The 17,695-nt window shown below is 65.2% G+C and carries 19 protein-coding genes; 7 read left to right on the forward strand and 12 right to left on the reverse strand.

The annotated features are described in order from the left end of the window. The first annotated feature begins 98 nt into the window (after window positions 1-98). On the forward strand, window positions 99-2,312 hold the full coding sequence (locus tag ACFWUP_RS03475; RefSeq protein ID WP_379230309.1) for a LuxR C-terminal-related transcriptional regulator: 2,214 nt from the start codon (window positions 99-101) through the stop codon (window positions 2,310-2,312). Window positions 2,313-2,572: 260 nt separating this feature from the next. Beyond that, window positions 2,573-3,652, forward strand: a complete 1,080-nt coding sequence (locus ACFWUP_RS03480) for a PucR family transcriptional regulator (protein ID WP_379230311.1) — start codon at window positions 2,573-2,575, stop codon at window positions 3,650-3,652. 3 nt (window positions 3,653-3,655) lie between these two features. Here ACFWUP_RS03480 and ACFWUP_RS03485 read toward each other — a convergent pair whose 3' ends face one another. Both ACFWUP_RS03485 and ACFWUP_RS03490 read right to left on the reverse strand, forming a co-directional pair. After that, on the reverse strand, window positions 3,656-3,880 hold the full coding sequence (locus ACFWUP_RS03485; RefSeq protein ID WP_379230313.1) for a response regulator transcription factor: 225 nt from the start codon (window positions 3,878-3,880) through the stop codon (window positions 3,656-3,658). Beyond that, window positions 3,877-4,560: a hypothetical protein gene (locus tag ACFWUP_RS03490; RefSeq protein ID WP_379230315.1), complete on the reverse strand. Its 684-nt coding sequence runs from the start codon at window positions 4,558-4,560 to the stop codon at window positions 3,877-3,879. The genes ACFWUP_RS03485 and ACFWUP_RS03490 overlap by 4 nt, the downstream gene beginning before the upstream one ends. 24 nt (window positions 4,561-4,584) lie before the next feature. On the opposite strand from ACFWUP_RS03490, the gene ACFWUP_RS03495 reads away from it, so the two are divergent. Next, window positions 4,585-4,965, forward strand: coding sequence for a hypothetical protein (locus ACFWUP_RS03495; protein WP_379230317.1), 381 nt, complete (start codon window positions 4,585-4,587; stop codon window positions 4,963-4,965). Between the two features lie 97 nt (window positions 4,966-5,062). On the opposite strand, the gene ACFWUP_RS03500 is transcribed toward ACFWUP_RS03495, so the two are convergent. From ACFWUP_RS03500 to ACFWUP_RS03520, 5 genes are all read right to left on the reverse strand, one after another. After that, window positions 5,063-5,824, reverse strand: a complete 762-nt coding sequence (locus tag ACFWUP_RS03500; RefSeq protein WP_379230318.1) for an SMI1/KNR4 family protein — start codon at window positions 5,822-5,824, stop codon at window positions 5,063-5,065. Window positions 5,825-6,138: 314 nt separating this feature from the next. Beyond that, window positions 6,139-6,444 (reverse strand): hypothetical protein, encoded by a 306-nt coding sequence (locus ACFWUP_RS03505; RefSeq protein WP_379230320.1) that lies wholly within the window; start codon window positions 6,442-6,444, stop codon window positions 6,139-6,141. Window positions 6,445-6,703: 259 nt separating this feature from the next. After that, window positions 6,704-6,973 (reverse strand): hypothetical protein, encoded by a 270-nt coding sequence (locus ACFWUP_RS03510; protein ID WP_379230322.1) that lies wholly within the window; start codon window positions 6,971-6,973, stop codon window positions 6,704-6,706. A gap of 133 nt (window positions 6,974-7,106) precedes the next feature. Further along, window positions 7,107-8,378 (reverse strand): glycosyltransferase 87 family protein, encoded by a 1,272-nt coding sequence (locus tag ACFWUP_RS03515; protein WP_379230324.1) that lies wholly within the window; start codon window positions 8,376-8,378, stop codon window positions 7,107-7,109. Between the two features lie 107 nt (window positions 8,379-8,485). Then, a complete protein-coding gene (locus ACFWUP_RS03520) occupies window positions 8,486-8,917 on the reverse strand; it encodes a MarR family winged helix-turn-helix transcriptional regulator (RefSeq protein WP_379230325.1) in 432 nt (143 codons plus the stop codon). Window positions 8,918-8,975: 58 nt separating this feature from the next. On the opposite strand from ACFWUP_RS03520, the gene ACFWUP_RS03525 reads away from it, so the two are divergent. The 4 genes from ACFWUP_RS03525 (at window position 8,976) to ACFWUP_RS03540 (ending at window position 13,553) form a co-directional block, all read left to right on the forward strand. After that, a complete protein-coding gene (locus ACFWUP_RS03525) occupies window positions 8,976-9,995 on the forward strand; it encodes a hypothetical protein (RefSeq protein ID WP_379230327.1) in 1,020 nt (339 codons plus the stop codon). A 116-nt stretch (window positions 9,996-10,111) separates the two neighbouring features. Further along, window positions 10,112-10,963, forward strand: a complete 852-nt coding sequence (locus ACFWUP_RS03530) for a hypothetical protein (RefSeq protein ID WP_379230329.1) — start codon at window positions 10,112-10,114, stop codon at window positions 10,961-10,963. Between the two features lie 111 nt (window positions 10,964-11,074). Further along, window positions 11,075-11,449: a hypothetical protein gene (locus tag ACFWUP_RS03535; protein ID WP_379230331.1), complete on the forward strand. Its 375-nt coding sequence runs from the start codon at window positions 11,075-11,077 to the stop codon at window positions 11,447-11,449. Then, complete coding sequence (locus tag ACFWUP_RS03540) at window positions 11,430-13,553, forward strand: caspase domain-containing protein (RefSeq protein ID WP_379230333.1); 2,124 nt, start codon at window positions 11,430-11,432, stop codon at window positions 13,551-13,553. The genes ACFWUP_RS03535 and ACFWUP_RS03540 overlap by 20 nt, the downstream gene beginning before the upstream one ends. A 76-nt stretch (window positions 13,554-13,629) precedes the next feature. Here ACFWUP_RS03540 and thpD read toward each other — a convergent pair whose 3' ends face one another. From thpD to ACFWUP_RS03565, 5 genes are all read right to left on the reverse strand, one after another. Then, window positions 13,630-14,538, reverse strand: a complete 909-nt coding sequence (gene thpD / locus ACFWUP_RS03545) for an ectoine hydroxylase (protein ID WP_379230943.1) — start codon at window positions 14,536-14,538, stop codon at window positions 13,630-13,632. 1 nt (window position 14,539) lies between these two features. After that, window positions 14,540-14,947, reverse strand: coding sequence for an ectoine synthase (locus tag ACFWUP_RS03550; RefSeq protein WP_379230334.1), 408 nt, complete (start codon window positions 14,945-14,947; stop codon window positions 14,540-14,542). Continuing rightward, entirely contained in the window at window positions 14,944-16,212 is a 1,269-nt protein-coding gene (ectB, locus tag ACFWUP_RS03555) for a diaminobutyrate--2-oxoglutarate transaminase (protein WP_379230945.1), read from the reverse strand. The genes ACFWUP_RS03550 and ectB overlap by 4 nt, the downstream gene beginning before the upstream one ends. Further along, the gene (ectA, locus tag ACFWUP_RS03560; protein ID WP_379230336.1) at window positions 16,212-16,763 is read right to left on the reverse strand and encodes a diaminobutyrate acetyltransferase; all 552 of its coding nucleotides are present in this window, start codon (window positions 16,761-16,763) and stop codon (window positions 16,212-16,214) included. The genes ectB and ectA overlap by 1 nt, the downstream gene beginning before the upstream one ends. A gap of 68 nt (window positions 16,764-16,831) precedes the next feature. Beyond that, the gene (locus ACFWUP_RS03565; protein ID WP_379230338.1) at window positions 16,832-17,545 is read right to left on the reverse strand and encodes a response regulator transcription factor; all 714 of its coding nucleotides are present in this window, start codon (window positions 17,543-17,545) and stop codon (window positions 16,832-16,834) included. Window positions 17,546-17,695: the final 150 nt, after the last annotated feature.

The following is a 17,695-nucleotide window of genomic DNA, read 5'->3' on the forward strand; positions in this document are numbered from 1 at the left end:
GACTTCGCCAGACGTTAGCCGACCGAGTTGTGGCGCAGGATCAGTAGAATTACGTATCTGCTGTGTCCGACAACCAATCAACCAAGATACTGAGCCTCGTGATACGTGACGAAGTCGCCAACGTCGGCGACGTAACTTCCTTCGTGGGTCGGCGTTCCGAAACCACCGAGATCACACGATTGTTCGACCGTGCTCGATCGGTCACCCTGACCGGTCCCGGCGGGGTCGGGAAGACGCGCCTGGTCCTGCGGATCGCCGCCACGCTCGACCAGCGATTCCCCGACGGTGTGGTGATCATCGAGCTGGCCGAACTGCGTGATGCGGCGCTGCTGGAGGACGTACTGATCGAGGCGCTCGGCTTGCATCGCCGGTCCACCGAGTCCGCGATGAATGTGCTGGTCGAGCACCTGCGGGCGCGCAAGATCCTGTTGGTTTTCGATAATTGCGAACACCTTGCCGCCGGTTGCGCAGCGTTGTTCGCCGTTTTGCTCAACCGTTGCACCACGCTCACGGTGCTGGCTACCAGCCGGCAGGCGCTGTCGGTGCGGGGCGAACACGTCTACCCTGTGCCGCCCTTGCAGCCAACCGACGCGCACCGGCTGTTCACCGATCGGGCTGCGGCGGTGGTGCCGGGTTTCACCGAGTCGGGCGATGATGTCGCGCAGGTGTGCGAACGTCTCGACGGTCTGCCGCTGGCCATCGAATTGGCGGCCGCCCGAATCAAGGCGTTGACGCCCGCGCAGCTGCGCGATCGGCTCACCATGTCGATGCTGACCGACCAGGTCGCCGACACGACGCCGCGGCACCGCACCCTGCGCGACACCATCGAGTGGAGCTTTCGGCTCTGCTCACCGAGCGAGCAGAACCTGTGGGCGCTGTCCACCGTGTTCCATGGTTCTTTCGACCTGGAGGCCGCCGAATACGTCTGCGGCAGCGAGGCAGGGAGCCCGGTACTCGACCTCATCGAGGGGTTGCTCGACAAATCGGTGCTGGTGCGCAGCGATTCGAACGGCATCGTGCGGTACCGGATGCTGGAAACGCTGCGTGAGTACGGGCGCGAGAAGCTCATCGGGTCCGGCGAGGAATCCAACGCGCTTCGCCGTCACCGTGATTGGTTCGATCAACTCAGCGCTCAGGCCGACGCCGAAGCTGTCAGCCCGCGTCAACGGGAGTGGTACGGGCGGCTGCGCGACGAGCACGCCAATATTCGTGAGGCCATCGCGTGGTCGTTGACCGTGCCCGGCGAAGCGGGCGTCGCCGTGCGGATGGCGGCCCGCTCCGAGGAATATTGGGTCATGCGGGGTTCCCTCGGCGAGGCCCGGGATCGGTTGCGGCGGGCCTGCGCCGCCGGCCGTGCCGAAGACGTCGACGGCCCGGCGATCGCGTTCGCGCTGCGCACCGAGGCGATGTTCGCGATCTGGCAGTCCGATCTCGTCGCGGCACGCGAGCTGTTGACCGAGGCGCGCGCACTCGCGGGCACCGACGAGATTCTGGGCGCCCAGATCGGGCACACGGAAGGATTCCTGGAACTGCTGTTGATGAATGTCGACGGTGCGGCCACGTTGATCTCCGACGCCGTCGCCACGTTCGACCGGCACGCCCGTCTGCCCGAACCGCATCTGCTCTTTCTCGACGGGGTCATCAAGTCGTACAGCAGCGGCCTCGCCACCGCACGCGCCGCGGTCCAACGGAACCTGGATGTCTGCACCGATGCTCGCGCCGAGTTCAGTCTCATCGGTGCGCTGTTCGGGCAAGCGTTGGTGGAGGTGCAGTTCGGCGATGTGGAGGTGGCGTTGCGCGCGGCCACGTCGGGCTTGCGCATGGCCAAGGGATTCCGGTTCGAACGCGTCGCGATGGCCGCCTATCTCGTCGAGGCGCTGGCCTGGATCGCCCACCAGCAGGGCGATCTGTCGCGCGCCGCGACGGTATTCGGCATCGCGGCGACCGGGTGGCAGGACCTGGGCGCTTCGCCCGATATCGCGGTCAACTTCATCCACCAACATCGCCGGGATGCGACCCGAAAGGCATTGGGCAGCAAGCGATTCGATGAATTGTGGCTGCGCGGTAAGGACATGTCGATCGCCGAGGCGTGGAAGTTCATGCTCGAACCTCGCGACGAGCCGGGACCGCTGACCCGACGCGAAAACGAGATCGCGGCACTGGTCGCGCAGGGCAAGAGCAATCGCGACATCGCCGCCGAGCTGGTGGTCTCGGTTCGCACCGTCGACACCCACATCCAGCACATTCTGGACAAACTGGCCGCAAAAAGCCGTGTGCAGATCGCCAACTGGATGAACGAGACCCGGACATGAGGCCATCCCACGGTGTCCCGCGACAGAGATATCGTGCGACGGCGGGGTGTGAACCCAGATTTGGTGCCTGTTACAACGTATGCCGAATGAATTCGTACCGCAGTCGAGTGACTGAGCAGACCGTTCGGTTCAGACTTTCCTGACCACCGTCCTACAACGACGTGAATTGTAGGCGTGGGTGATCAGATGGGATTGACGGTTATGGGTGCTACGAAGCAACGATCGTTCACTTCGGTCGCTCCGGGCCCGGACGGTGTGCTATGAGCACCACCCAGGTCGAGTCGATTGTCGACGGAATTCTGCGCACTATTCCGCCCGCGAATACCCGAGGCAACGTCTTGCGTGCCGAGATATGCGCCGTAGTCGCGGAGTGTTTGGACCTGATCGGTGGTGCGCGGGAATCCGATGCCAGGGCAGCACTTCACCCCGCTGCCGCGCGGTGGGCGACCACCGGCGTCCCGATCGGGACCGTCCATCGGCTCATCCGGGCGGGGTTCCGGCTACATCTGGACGACCGCACCGCGAAATCCCCGGCGCACAAAGTCGATCACCTCATGGACGCCATGCAAACGATCAATGCGACCGTCTCGACGGCATATCTCGAGGTGATGCAGTCGCCTCTCGAGCTCGACGGACAGGCGGTCACTCGCGCCCTGCTCAGCGGGCGCCACGCGGCCATGGTCGCGCGGGAACGGGGCACGCCACTGGCCGACCGGTACTCGGTGCTGTCGGTGTCCGCCGATCGAGATGCCTTCTCCCCCAGCCACTTCCTGGAAATGCTGGCGCGGCGATTCGGACCGTCGGTGTCCGCACTGCACAGTGCCCTCGGGGGAACCATCCTGATTCCAGGCTCGCCCGACCTCGAAGAATTCCGTGACCTGATCGTTCAGGCATCACTGACTGTCATTGCGATCGAGGCGCAGCGAGATGCTATCCCCTCGGCTACCGCGGACGGACATGAATTGCTCGACGTTGTACACAGACTCCATCGACCGCCGGGTCTCTACCATTTCGGCGATCTCGCGATCGAATATCAGCTGACACGCCCGGGTCCGGGCCGCGACCGCCTCGAAACGGCCCTCGACGCGGTTGCCGAACAACCCGATCTGATCGACACGCTGCGCGCGCACCTCGACAATGGTTTGAATCGTCGACTCACCGCACGGGAAATGCACATTCATCAGAACACCGTCGACTATCGACTCAAACGGATCTACCGTCTCGCCGGACTCCACCAGCACGACCCGGGTCTCATCTGGAAAATGCGGGCAGCGCTGACCGTGCGCGAATATATGCAGGCGGGAAATAGTGGGACGGAACAGCTTTCAGGCGAGCAGTGATGGTCAGGGGGTGGTTTCGGGTGGGGTGGGCGTCGTCGCGGGGATGATCAGGCCGGTTTCATAGGCGACGACCACGGCTTGCGCGCGGCTGCCGGGGCCCAGTTTGTTCATCGCACGGTTCAGGTGCGTCTTGACGGTGGCCTCACTGATGACCAGCTCGTCGGCGATTGTGGAATTGGACAGGCCGCGCCCGGTCAGTGTCAGGACCTCGACCTCGCGACCGGTCAACCGGTCGAGGTCGGGCGGCGGCTCGACGCTCGCGGTGCGACCACCGGCGAAGGCTTCGACCAGGCGGCGGGTGACGCTGGGTGCGAACAGCGAATCACCGCCACGGACCGCGGCCACCGCGGCGAGCAGTCGCTCCGGGCCGGAATCAGTTCCCGGGCGATCCGGCCGCGTTCCTCGGCGACCTCACGGGCGGCCCGCTCGAGCTGTTCGCGGCGCAATTGTTCGGCGAGCCGGGCCGAGCGACGGGCGAGATGGCCGAAACGCCAGATCACCGCGGAGAAGACCACCGCCTGCGCGACAACCGACGCCATCACCGAATTGTCATGGAGCAGACCGGAAAAGGTCCATATCGCGGCCATCACCACGGCACTCACCGCCGCGACCCGGGTGCGACGCAGCGAGGCGACGGTATACAGCGCGAGCATCGGCCCGAAGGAGTTGACGACCGGCCAGTACCCGGCAGTGATGTAGACCAGCCACGCCACATCGACGGTCACACACACGGCAATCGGCGCCCGATTACGCGGTGCCAGCGGCAGATTCACCAGGCCGACCAGCACATAACCGGTGACGTCGAGCGCCGGCCACCCCTGCGCCGTCGCTTCCTGCCCGAGCATCACCGCCACGGTCATGAGGGCCATCACGATCAACGCGTCGATAACCAAGGGACGCAACCGCATTCCGCAGGGTAACCCGCATTCGGAGTGCCGCCGAGGAACCTGATCTTCGAATCGAAAGAGTCCGGCGAGAAGTTCGAAATCCCTCTCGCCCACAACAGTGTTGTCGTGTTCTCCGTCGCGTCGAATCGGCAGCTCAGACACAAGATCGTTCTGAATGCCGGCGCCCGGGCAGCGGAAAACCGATGGCTCGGCGTCACCTTCCGCGCAGCGAAGACTGTCCTCCGGTTTCGCGAAGGGCGGGCATATCTTCCGCAGGGTGCGCGTCTGGTGTTGGCTGACGAGGATCAGCGGCGCGAGTTCTATCAACTGCGACGGCGCGAAAACAACGAAACCGACTTCGACTATCCCCCGCTGGCTTATACCGTCAGCGCGAGCGACTTGATGCCGCCTGTCGCGGCGGAGTAGCTCACGGGTGCCTGCGCCCGGACCGAGCACAACACCGACGCTCTACTGCGGTTCGTTCATCCGGCGCTCGGCTTGGTCGGCGACGACTTCGCGGCGCTCAAGACGTGGGCCGAGTCGATGCGGTGATGCCGAATGCGCTGTCGAGTACAGCGCTGCCTTGGCCGAGATCTCGAAGAGTGGTGCGTAGCCTGTCCAGGTCGACCGCATGAGCGATGTGGTTCGTGATATGGGATACCTTGGCGGCGTCGGATTCCCGCTCGTCGGACGCGTAGTCAGCGAGCTGTATGTCGATGGGGTAACCGGGGTGTCGATCCGCGACGAGTGCCTCGTAGGCGGCGTCGTCGACGACCTGAGGCCGCCCGTCTTCTTCCACCTCGTACATTCCCGATTCCAGTGCTGTCACGAGTGTTTCGAGCCACGCCTGCAACGACGGGAAGGTAATTGTCCGGTAGTCGCCGTCGTGGTGGAATTCGACGATCTGACCGGGTGTTCCGTCGAACGCGCCGTGGAGATCGATACACACGTAGTCCCCGAACTGGTTCTCCAGGAACGGCACCCAGTCGATACCCCACTCGTCGGCGAAGTCTTCGTACTCCACCATGTCCGCGATCATGTCCAATGTATCCACGATGCCTTCGGCGGACATCGGGCACCAATACGATTCCAGGCACGCGGTATTGGTATCGACATGTCCGTCGTGCCAGACGAGCAGGCTCCGCAGCAGTGGCGGGAGTTCACCGTCGATCCGTCGCGCGATCTCGTCGATGGCGGAGTCTGCGGCGCCGGGTCGTAGACCGGCGTGGTACTCGGGTCGGTTCGACGCGAGCCAGTCGTCCAACCGTGTGAGGAGTGGGTGCATCTCGGTGACCTGCTTTCACCACGGCGGGCCGAATAGTTAATGGCGGCAATCGCTACCGCACGAAGTATCCGGTATATCGGCCGCCCACGCAGAACGCGCCGTCGACAGTTCCGCCGCCGTCGAGGCACAGTTGCGGGTCGATCGGTGTGTGGTCACCTTCGAACGGCACGGAATTCCTGACGGCGCAGTCGGTTACGCGAATTTCACCGGGGCGCCGGGCTCGGCATGTACGACGGGTTCGGGGATCCGATCTGCCGACGATGGAGTTGGCCGAGGGCTGGTGGTGACTCGGCGGATGCCCGTACGTGACGCGCTCAGGAGACGATCAGTCTTCGTTGGCGGCGTTGGTAGGACAGTGGGCTCATGGTGATCAGGTCGCAGCGGGTTCGGACCCACGCCGGGTTGTTCTGGATGTGTCGGAACGTCGGAGTGATGGCAACGGCGATCTCGTGGGTATCGATGTAGGCGAGTAGCGATTCGAGGTCCACGTCGGGTTCGACGATCGTGTGCACGATCCGGAGGTGGTGGGCTGCGGCGATGTCGCGTGCCGCGGCACGGGCGGCACACAGGATTCCGACCAATTGAAGCCGGTCGACGACGAAGACGGCACTGTCATTCATCCTATCCTCCTCGGAGTCACCGCCGAGTAGGCCGAGTAACACCGGAACTTCCACGTGGCGGGTGCAATCCAGTAAACGCCGCCGCAGCCGTACCACAACCCGTCTTTGTCAATTCCACATGTCCGGGTCAGTACTGTTGATAATTGTCCAGAAATCACCGAGGGCCGGTGGAAAATTGCGCTGATCAACACTTCGAACAGCGGCTACCCGCGAATATCCGCCGCCGATCGAACCAGTCATCGGCACAGCAGAATACGAATCAATCTGTGGCAAAGCACAACACGATCCGGTCATGCACGCGGCCTGCCCGGACGGCGACGTTGCGACGGGTGGCATGGCGGACCATGGTTCGGGAGTGGTCGATGCCGTAGACGTGGCCGTGTGTGGCTCGGGCAGCGAACTCGGCGATCGCGACGCCGGGGCTCGTGCACAGGCCGACGCCGGGTGGCGAGAGCTGTACCAGCGCAAGCTCGCCGAACTGGATCAACGGATCGCTCAGGCATCGGCGGCTCGCGATGCCATCGCCCACGGCTTGGCTTGTCGGCATTCCGACATCGTCGAGTGCCCCCACTTCACGAGCGGAGTGTCAGCGCTTCTCGCGGGATCTTCAGTCGAAGAGGCTCACGCGCAGATTCACTCACACTGACTGCTCCGAACGTTGCTCAAGCGGCGCGTGCCGGCTCCTCGACCGCCGCCGGCACCTTCACCGCAGGCGTGGTTCGTCGACCGGTCACCAGGAACAGCACGACGAGTGCGACAGCCAACCACACATACGTGTCGCCGATGATGTGCTGGTCCCAGGTCCAGGAGGTCTCGCGGTGTTCGCCGTCGGGCAGGAAGCTGTGGGGGGCGATCACGAAGACCGCGGCGACCACCACGGAGGTGGCGTACCAGCCCCGGGCGCTCGCGGCGGGCAGGGTGCGGGCGTGGCAGACCATGGCGAGGAGCGCGGGGGCGATCCAGACCCAGTGGTGCGACCACGAGATCGGCGAGAGCAGCAGGGTGAAGACGGCGTTGAGGGACAGGGCGATCGCGGGGGCGTCGGCGGCCTTGCGCATCGCGGCGACGACCAGCGCCAGCAGGAGGGCGCCGAGTACCAGCCACAGCACGTCGAAGGGGAGGCCGGTGATGTGCAGGCGGGCCATGACGGCCTGGATCGACTGGTTCGTGTGGAAGGCCGAACCGCTGAGACCGGACACGTTTCCGAGTCCGCCGAACCAGTAGTTGGTCGATTCCTTGGGCAGGAACACGAACGAGGCCACGGTGGCGATCGCGCCGGTGGCGGCGGCGGTCGCGGCAGCTTTGTAGTCCTTGCGGACCAGGAAGTAGAGGACGAACGCGGCGGGCGTGAGCTTGATGGCGGCGGCGAGGCCGATCAGCATGCCGCGCGGGTAGCGGGTCTTCGGGAGCAGGCAGTCGGTGGCGACCAGCACCATCAGCAGCAGGTTGACCTGGCCGAAGTCGATGGTCGCGCGGACCGGTTCCAGCAGCATCGCCATGGGGATCGCGCAGGCGGTGACCAGCAGGGCGGCCTGCTTGCGGTCGGGGTGGTAGCGGCGGGCTACCAGGTACAGGGTCCAGGAGAGCGCGGCGATCGACACCACGACGTAGAGGATCTTGGCCGTGGCCCACGGCAGCAGCGCGAACGGCGCGAGCGCGATGGCCGCGAACGGCGGGTAGATGAACGGTAGTCCGATGCCGATCGAGGTCTTGGGCAGCTGGCCGTACATGTCGGCGCCGTCGCGCATCGCCTCGATGCCGAGGCGGTAGACCTGCAGGTCGATGAAGCCGTCGGAATAGCGTTCGAAGGGCCAGATCGGCGTCCTGACGCAGATGACCGAAACAATGGTGAGCAACACCGGCACCAGCCACCATGCTCGATTGATCGGGCGTGGGGAACGCTCTTGCTCGGGGTGGGTGGTGTCACTACTCATCCGCGGCGACTATACCGACTCGCGGGCGCCATCGGGGCACCGCCCACCGGCGGGAGTGACGCGCGCAATAGCCAGCCGGATGCCCACCGCGAGACTACGTGGGTTGATCAGTCGCCACGGTTGTAGCGGGCCAGGTAACCGGCCATGGCGGTGACGTCCGCGTCGGCCCAGTCGGCGAAACGCGCCTGGAAGGCCTCGCGGCGGCGGCGTTCGGCCTCGCGGGCGACCTTTCGTCCCTCGGGGGTGGCCTGCAGGACGTGATTGCGGCGGTTGGCGGGGTCGACGGCGCGTTCGAGGTAGCCGAGCCGCTCGAGCGCGCCGACCTGCCTGCTGACGGTCGACTTGTCGAGTAGGAACTGCTCGGCGACGTCGGTGGCCAGGCGGCCGTCGCGCTCGAGGATGAGGTCGAGAATGCTGTAGGCGACCAGGCTCAGCTCGGGGTGCAGTTCGGTGGCGCGACCGCGGGCGCGACGGGCGAACGCGGTGAGTTCGCGCTGGATGGTGTCGACAGCCTGGGTTCTTGTGTTCCGCACGTTCATAGTTGTATCATACAACCATACATAGTTGCATTTACCAACTGTTTGGAGATTTCCCTCGATGACTCGCACCCAGTTCCGGCACATCGCCGGCCATCTGCTGACGCCGCTGCTGATGTGTCTCGGCATGGCCTTCGCCTACCTCGGCGCGTTTCACCAGCCCGAGCCGAACAACCTCACGCTCGCCGTCGTCGGCGACTCCCCGCAGTCGATGGTGCTCGCGCAGACGATGAAGGACAAGGGCGGCGCAGGCCTGGACATGATCACCGTGCCCGACCGCGAAGCCGCCATCAGCGCGCTGAACAATCGCGAGCTCGTCGGGGCGTATGTGCCCGACGCGACCAAGCCGGAACTGCTCGTCGCCACGGCGAGCTCCGATACGAGCGCGATGGCGGCGGAGGTGGCTTTCCGGTCGGTGTCGGATCATCAGGGTGTGCCGCTGGCGGTCACCGATGTGACGACCAAGGCCGGTGGTGACCCGACGGGTCAGGGCATCTTCTTCCTGTTGGTCGCGTTGAGCGTCGGCGCCTACGGCAGTGTCGCCGTGATCGGCGCGGCGGGCGCGATGTTGCGGATGCGGGTGCGCGCCGCGGTCGGGGTGGTGACCGCGATGATCGTCAGCCTCATCGGCGTTCTCGTGGCGGGTCCGGTGTTCGGGGTGATCGACAGCAGTCTCCTGAGCGTGTTCGGCATCGCCTGGCTCTACGCCTCGGGCATCATCCTGATCGGCATCGGGCTGCACACGTTCCTGAAGCGCTGGACGACCCTGGCCCTGATCACCCTGTTCGTGATGCTGAACTTCACCACCTCGGGCGGCGTCTACGGACCCGAACTGCAGAACGGCTTCTTCGGCGCGCTGCACTCCTTCTGGAATGGCGCCGACTTCGTCGAAGGCGTGCGCAGCCTGCTCTACTTCGACGGTGGCGCCGGGTTCGGATCGCGGCTGTTCGGGTTGTTCGCCTGGTTGACGGTCGGTCTGGTGCTCGTCGTGGTGGCGGGCCGGTACGAGGCACGCCACGCACCGAAGCCGGTCGCGCCCGCTGCGGTCGAGGAGGAGATCGGCGAATCGGTCGCCGTCTGAACGCGGACACCCGAATCCGCCACGCCCCCACGTAGACACGAGTACGGTGTAGCGCGCAACCGCGGACCGTGAGGCGCCGCGAGGGGGCGTGACAGCGGAAAGGGTGGGTTCCACCGATGAATGATCCCGGCGCGCAACGTCCCGGCGAACCGATTCCGCTCGATCAGCGCTACCGCGGCGCCGATCCGATCGAATGGTGTGGCGCGGCGGTGTATCCGATGTACACCGAGGCCCTGCCCGCCGGGACGACGTCGGTTCATCTGCGGGCGCTGTCGGTGATGGCGCCCGAGGACGTGACCGGCCTGGGGCTCGGGCTCTCCGTGCACGACGGGCACGTGAATCTGGACGGGAGATCCCTGGCGGGCGTCGACATCTGGTACGAAGCTCTCGCCTCGGGCATCGACATCTCGGTGACCGCCGACGCACCCGACGCGCTGTTCACACTCACGCCGGTGTGGGTGGCGGGGTCGGGGACGCATCAGTCCTGGACCGGCAATTACGGGATGGTGGTCGACCTGCTCCCCGACGGGGCGTCGACGCTGTGGTGCAGCACCGGGCCCGGCACACCCGATTTCAACGAACTGGTCGTGGAACTCACCACCGGCCCGATCGCCGCGGCTGATCCGGCCATCGCCGACCCCCTAGACCTCCCGAACTTCTCCCTTGCGGCTTGCGATCCCCCGACCGACATCTCCATCGCACCCCCTCGCCCACGATCGGCCAGCCAGGGAGTCGGCGGCGCCCTGCACGACCTCGGCACCGTCATGCACGAACGCGGCGAACACGCATCAGCCCGCATCCTGTGGACCCAAGCCGCCCGCGCAGGCCACAGCGGCGCCGCCTACGACCTCGGCACCCTCCTGCTCCAACAAGGCGAACGCGCCGAGGCCGAGCAATGGTGGAAGGCCGCCGCCCGCGACGATCCACGAGCGGCGGCCTCCCTCACCGCATTGTCCGAACAAGCCTGAGATCACCGCAGGCGAACCGATCTTCGAAAAGATCGCGCCGAGACCTCCTGTCTTACAGTATGATTCGCGATGCGATAGACACTTTTGTTTGCCTATGCATGGGGGCTCGACTTGGCGCAGCTGACTATTTCGATTGCCGATACCGCGGATCCTCACGAACTGCTCCGCTCGCTCTACAACGAGATCCTCGTCGATGACGACCTCAGGCCTGCCGAGAAGGCATTGGTTCCCGTGCAGTCCGACCCTTCGAAGATGGGTGCCGGGGAAATCATTCAGCTGGTGCTGACGGATCCGGTTTTCGTCGGCGGGCTCACCACCTGCATCACTACCTGGTTGGCGACCCATCGGACCAAGCTCCGGATCGTTTTCCACGGGCCCGCCGGAAAGTCCGAAGTGTCGGTGGACGCTGGAACTTCCTTGGGTAAGAACACCATTCGTGATGCCCTCGACCGAGCGTTCGAGGGCCATGCGCCTCCCGAACAGTGAGAAATCGCGGGCAGTTCTGGTCGGAATGTCCGCGTACCAGACGGCGCAGGATTTCAGCGTTCTCGAGTCGGTCACGACCAATCTCGAGCGACTCGAGAGCTTCCTACGCAAACATTCGGCGTTGCAGCATATTTCGGCGGTGCCTGATCCCACGAGTAGCGTCACCGTGCTCGACGCGTTACAGAGTGCGGGCAACCAGGCAACCGATCTGCTCCTGTTCTACTACGCGGGCCACGCTGTCCCCTTGGACCACGACCTCGGTCTCACCACCGCGGGCTCCAGTCGGCGATGGCCGGAAGCGACAACCATTCCCTTCGACTTGATCCGGCGCGAGATCAGTAGGTCACCTGCCGTGGTCAAGGTCGTCATTCTGGACTGCTGCTACAGCGGACGTGCCGTTGCCCGGCGGCCGATGGGCGACACCGCTACGCCCCCGCTCCGTCCGACCACCATCGACATCCGTGGTGCGCTCGTGCTGGCCGCGACGGACGGCAAGACCGAGGCCGAGGCCGACGGACGCGACGGATGTACCGCCTTCACCGGAGAATTGCTCGATATCCTGCGCACCGGCCACCAGACCGACGAAGAATTCCTGACCCTCGACCAGACATACCGACTCCTCGTCGACAGACTCGGACAACGCGATTTACCCAGGCCGACTGCGGCAGTCCGCGACACCGCCGCGCTGCTGGCCCTGACAGTCAACTACGGCCGAATCCAGGGGCTGGACAACACAACCGGGCTCGCTGTCTCGAGCACGCTGGTTCAGTCCTTCTCCGCGCTGCACGATGTCGTTCATAACGTGCACGACGGAAAGTTGCCGACGATCCGGTCACTCAACCCGTACACCCTCGGCGCGACGCCGTCTCCGGTCGGAAATGCCGAAACGCACGGCGACGTCGACTGGTATGTCGCCCGTACCTACAACAATGTCGACCTCCGGCTGCAATCCGCCGTTCGAACCGGTTCCGCCGTGGCCGCGAACACCACCGAGAATCAACTCGTCCTGGTCCTCGGGCCATCGAAATCCGGCAAGACACGCACAGCGTTCGAAATGCTGCGAAAAGCGGCCCCCGACGCCCTGTTGGTCGAACCGGTCCCCGGACACGTCGACGCGGTGGCCCACCACCCAGCCGTTCGCGACTCGACGACCCCGATCGCCGTGTGGCTCGACGATATTCATCGCTATCTGACCCACGCCAACCCGCTCACCAATGCTCAACTCGATGCCATCGCGCGTAGGGCCGCGCCCACCGTGTTCATCGCGACGGTCCGCTCGGAGCGTCACGCCGAATTGTTGTCCGGGATCACCGAGCCCACGCGAGAGACCCGCTTGTTGCTCGAGCGTGCGCACGTGATCGAGTTGCGTCCGACGTGCGAGGACGCCACCGAGGATCACCGCGCACGGCTGCTGTATCCACGACGCGACCTCTCGCGCGGGCTCGCGGCCCATCTGGCCGGCGCGCCGTCGCTCCTGAGCTGGTATCGCAGTGGCGAACCCATCGAGATCACGATTGTTCGTGTCGCGGTCGATTGGGTGAGAGTAGGCCGACCCGACCCGATCACTGAGTCGGTCTTGATCGAGCTCACCGTCGACAGGCTCGCTGACGACTTTCCGGAAATCGAGCCATCGGTGCAGGAAATCCGAGACGACCTGCGAAAGGTACGCAACGCGCCTGCCGCGAACGGTCGGGTCGCCGCCCTGACCACGCATCCACAACCCGGACCGAATCGGGCCTATACCCCCTTCGACTACCTCGTCGCGGCCGACGACGGGCAGGAAGGACAAGCTCGCCCCATACCAGAGACCTTCTGGAAACGGGTACTCGACAACGCCGTTCCGGAACATGCGTACGCCGTCGGATTGGCCGCCGAGTCACGCCGTAATCCCCAGGCTGCCATCGCTGCCTGGAAGGTCGCCGCCCACGGCAACCATCTCGACGCCATGGACGCCCTCGTGTACTACCTCCGAAAGAAGATAGATCCACCAGATCTGGAACTGTCCAAATACTGGTACGAGCAGGCCGCGAAACACCCCGACCGACGCAGCGGACCGCGACGAGATCCTCGTCGCCGGTCCGAACTGGACGACAAATTCCGCTGAACACCCCAGCAGTGGGCAAAGCCGCCGCTCGCGATGATTTGCGAGCGGCGGCTTCATGGCTGTGTCCGAGGACCCCTCAGTGCGACTGATCCGCCAGTGCCCCAACAGCTTCCGGCGCGGCTTCACGCACCGGCATGAAATCGCGCGCGGCGATATGTTGCGGGCGGCGCTGGGGAGCCGCGAACGGCTCGACCAGGGCGTTCTCCACGCTGTTGAACACCAGGAAGATGTTCGAGCGGGGGAACGGGGTGATGTTGTTCGACGAACCGTGCATCAGGTTGGAGTCGAACAGCAACGCCGATCCGGCTCTGCCGGTGAACTGGGTGATGCCGTAGCGGGCCGCGAGGAAGGTGATGTCGTCCGGTGTCGGGATGCCGATTCGCTGCTCGCGCAACGACTCCCGATAGTGACCGGTGGGCGTTTCGCCCAGGCACGGCACGAAGGTGCGGTGCGAGCCGGGCATCAACATCAGGCTGCCGTTGAACGGGTAGTTGTCGGTCAGCGCGATCGACAGACTCACCGCTCTCGGGGCGGGCATGCCGTCCTCGGCGTGCCAGGTCTCGAAATCGGAGTGCCAGGCGAAACCGCTGCCACCGAAACCGGGCATGTAGTTCACCCGGGTCTGGTGCAGGTACACCGGCGTTCCGAGGATCTGCTCGGCCAGGCCGACGATCCGCGATTCGGTGATCAACTCCGCGATCAGCTTGCTCAGCTTGTGCACCTGGAACACCGAACGCACCTGCCCCGCAGCCGGTTCCACCACTACCCGCTCGTCGCCGTAGAGCACGGGGTCGGCCGCGAGGTGGCCGATCTCGGCGCCGAAGGCGGCCACCTCGTCGGGGGTGAGCAGGTCGGGGATCGTCGCGAAACCGTTCGCGTCGAACCCGGCCAGCTCCGGCGAGGTGACTTCTCCCCACACCGTCGGATCGGTGCGTTCGACATGCGGGGCCGGCTCGGACAACCGGGTCGGGTAGTGGTCGAACATCTCAGACACTGGCAGCGTCCTCCTCCTCGATGATCAGCGGATACACCCCGTTCTCATCGTGTACCTCGCGGCCGGTGACCGGCGGATTGAAAACACACAGCATGCGCAGCTGGGTGCGGGCGGTGACCTGGTGACGTTCGTGGCCGTCGAGCAGGTACATCGAACCGGGGCCAAGCGGGTACTCGGTCTCGTTGTCGAGATCGAGCAGACTGCCCTCGCCCTCGACCAGCCACACCGCCTCGACATGATTCTGGTAGTGGAACTTGTGGACGGTGCCCGCCTCGATCGTCGTCTCGTGGAACGAGAACCCGACCTTGTCGCCACCGAGCACGATGCGCTTGCTGCGCCAACCCGGCCCGGCCACATCGCGTTCGGTGCCGGTGATCGCTTCGGTGGTGCGCACGATCATGCGGCACCACCACAGACGGTATCGATCGAGGAGACCAGGACCGACAGGCCCTGATCGAGCTCGTCGCTGCCGAGAGTCAACGGCGGCAACAGTTTCACGACCTCGTCCATCGAGCCCGAGGTCTCCACCAGCAGACCCTGTTCGAACGCGGTGCGGCACACCTTGCCCGCCTGCGACGGGTCGTCGAAGACGATGCCGTGCACCATGCCGCGACCACGGGTCGATACCCCGGCGTGGCGTTCGGCGACCGCGCTCAGCGTGCGACCCACGTAGGCGCCGTTCTCGGCGGTGCGCTGGGCCAGCTTGTCGTCGGCCCAGTACTCGCGCAGGGCGGCGGTGGCGGTGACGAAGGCGGGGTTGTTGCCGCGGAAGGTGCCGTTGTGCTCGCCGGGCGACCACACGTCGTGTTCGGGCTTGAGCAGCACGAGCGCCATCGGCAGGCCGTACCCGCTGATCGACTTCGACAGCGTGACGATGTCGGGGGTGATGCCCGCGATCTCGAAGGAGAAGAACGGGCCGGTGCGACCGCAGCCCATCTGCACGTCGTCGACGATGAGCAGGATGTCGCGCGCGGCGCACAGGCCGGCCAGGTGGCGCAGCCATTCGGCGCGGGCCAGGTTGACGCCGCCCTCACCCTGCACGGTCTCCACGATCACCGCGGCGGGGCGATCGAAACCCGAGGAGCTGTCGTCGAGAACGCGCTGCATCCAGCCGAAGTCCTCGATGGTGTTGTCGAAGTAGCCGTCGTACGGCATCGGGGTGGAGTGCTCGAGCGGCACACCGGCGCCCGCGCGCTTGGCCGCGTTGCCGGTGACCGCCAGCGCGCCGAGGGTCATGCCGTGGAAGGCGTTGGTGAAGCTCAGGATCGTCTTGCGCCCGGTGACCTTGCGGGCCAGCTTGAGCGCGGCTTCGACGGCATTGGCGCCGGTCGGGCCGGGGAACTGCACCTTGTAGTCGAGACCGCGCGGCGACAGAATCGTGTCGCGGAAGGTTTCGAGCAATTCACGCTTGGCCACGGTCGACATGTCGAGACCGTGGGTGATGCCGTTGCCGCCGATGTACTCGAGCAGCGCCTTCTTCAGGATCGGGTTGTTGTGTCCGTAGTTCAACGCGCCGGCGCCTGCGAAGAAGTCGAGGTATTCGCGGCCCTGTTCGTCGCGCAGCCAGGCGCCTTCGGCGGTGCTGAAGATGGCCGGCCAGTCACGGCAGTATCCGCGCACATTCGATTCCATGGCCTCGAAAATGCTGGTGTCGGTGGTCGTGATCATCGTCGTTCCTCCTGGCGCTGAGCCGGTGAAATCACATACAGCAGCTCGGCCTCGTGTGAATCGGGGAAATCGTTTTCTTCGAACAGGTCCTCGGTGCGCAAATCGGCACCGCGTTCCCGGGCCACCGCGGAGAACAGCGCCTGGGAGGCGGTGTTTCCGGGTGAGATCGTGGTTTCCAGCGTGGTGATGCCCGCGTGCGCTACCGAATCGAGCAGTGCGTGCAGGATCTTCGCGGCCAGGCCGCGGCCTCGGCATTGCGCGTCGACGGCGATCTGCCAGACGAACAGCGTGTCAGGCGCGTCCGGGCGCACATACCCGATGACGAACCCGACCGGCTGACCGTCGATCTCGGCGACCAGCGAGGTCGCGGCGAAATCGCGACACCAGAGCAGGTACGCGTAGCTGGAATTGACGTCGAGCACCTGCGAGTCGCGGGCGATCCGCCACAGCTGCGCACCATCGCCCAGTCGTGGATGACGCAATCTCGGTTCCGAACCAGGGGCCGCCGCGCTGACAGTCGGCTCGATGGACATGGTGGACGTTGTCATACATCTAAGGTGCCCAGCAGACTTTGCGGTCTTTGTGTCGACCTCTTTGCGGTTGTATGACGAATCGTTTAACACGACTGCACGTCCAGGCGGTACCCGAGTCCACGCACTGTAACCACGATGCGCGGATCGGAGGGGTCGCGTTCGATCTTGGTACGCAGCCGTCGGACATGGACGTCGACGATCCGCTCGTCACCGAAAAAGCCCTGATCCCATACTCTTTCGAGCAGCACGGACCGGCTCAACACTCTGCCGGGGGTCTCCGCGAGCTCGCACAGCAGCCGGAATTCGGTGACCGTGAGATGGATCTCCTCGGCACCGCGTCGCACCGCGCCCGCGTCGGCGGCGAGCACCAACGGGGTGAGCGGATCGGCGTCGAGGACCGCCTCGGGGGTGGTGTCGCGGTCGGCGGTGATGCGGGCGCGACGGCGGAGCGCGCGCATCCTGGCGGTGATCTCTTTGATTTCGAACGGTTTGCTCACGAAGTCGTCGGCCCCCGCCTCCAGGGCCGCGACCACGTCGTGGGTGTCGTAACGGGTGCTGATCACGATGATCGGCACGTCGTGGTCGCGACGGATCTCTCTGATGCAGTCGAAGCCGTCGGCTTCACCGCGCATCAGGTCGACGATCATCAGATCGGGTGGGCCGTCGCTGCGCAGCCGATCGAGGGCATCCGAGGGAACGCCCGCTTCGGCGACGGCGTAACCCTCGTCCTCCATCGCGCGACGCAGGTCTCCCCGCATCTGGACGTCATCGTCCACAATCATCAGGTTCGCGCTCATGTGTGTGCACATCCTTTGCTGACACGCCGGGCGTGCGCCGGTTTGCACTGGGGTCTTTCGCGTCCCCAGACCGACACGACTAACCCGCCTTCGAGCTTGTTACCGATCTGTTATGTACCCAGACTGCTCGTGGCGTAAACCCGTCGTAAC

Source organism: Nocardia sp. NPDC058658, from assembly GCF_042716665.1.
Lineage (GTDB): Bacteria > Actinomycetota > Actinomycetes > Mycobacteriales > Mycobacteriaceae > Nocardia.

What these genes read in the sequence shown, in the direction of transcription:
- ACFWUP_RS03480 (WP_379230311.1), top strand. Translation starts at nt 2,573, where the DNA reads ATGAGCACCACCCAGGTCGAGTCGATTGTCGACGGAATTCTGCGCACT.
- ACFWUP_RS03490 (WP_379230315.1), bottom strand. Translation starts at nt 4,560, where the DNA reads ATGCGGTTGCGTCCCTTGGTTATCGACGCGTTGATCGTGATGGCCCTC.
- ACFWUP_RS03500 (WP_379230318.1), bottom strand. Translation starts at nt 5,824, where the DNA reads ATGCACCCACTCCTCACACGGTTGGACGACTGGCTCGCGTCGAACCGA.
- ACFWUP_RS03505 (WP_379230320.1), bottom strand. Translation starts at nt 6,444, where the DNA reads ATGAATGACAGTGCCGTCTTCGTCGTCGACCGGCTTCAATTGGTCGGA.
- ACFWUP_RS03515 (WP_379230324.1), bottom strand. Translation starts at nt 8,378, where the DNA reads ATGAGTAGTGACACCACCCACCCCGAGCAAGAGCGTTCCCCACGCCCG.
- ACFWUP_RS03520 (WP_379230325.1), bottom strand. Translation starts at nt 8,917, where the DNA reads ATGAACGTGCGGAACACAAGAACCCAGGCTGTCGACACCATCCAGCGC.
- ACFWUP_RS03525 (WP_379230327.1), top strand. Translation starts at nt 8,976, where the DNA reads ATGACTCGCACCCAGTTCCGGCACATCGCCGGCCATCTGCTGACGCCG.
- ACFWUP_RS03530 (WP_379230329.1), top strand. Translation starts at nt 10,112, where the DNA reads ATGAATGATCCCGGCGCGCAACGTCCCGGCGAACCGATTCCGCTCGAT.
- ACFWUP_RS03540 (WP_379230333.1), top strand. Translation starts at nt 11,430, where the DNA reads ATGCGCCTCCCGAACAGTGAGAAATCGCGGGCAGTTCTGGTCGGAATG.
- thpD (WP_379230943.1), bottom strand. Translation starts at nt 14,538, where the DNA reads ATGTTCGACCACTACCCGACCCGGTTGTCCGAGCCGGCCCCGCATGTC.
- ACFWUP_RS03550 (WP_379230334.1), bottom strand. Translation starts at nt 14,947, where the DNA reads ATGATCGTGCGCACCACCGAAGCGATCACCGGCACCGAACGCGATGTG.
- ectA (WP_379230336.1), bottom strand. Translation starts at nt 16,763, where the DNA reads ATGACAACGTCCACCATGTCCATCGAGCCGACTGTCAGCGCGGCGGCC.
- ACFWUP_RS03565 (WP_379230338.1), bottom strand. Translation starts at nt 17,545, where the DNA reads ATGAGCGCGAACCTGATGATTGTGGACGATGACGTCCAGATGCGGGGA.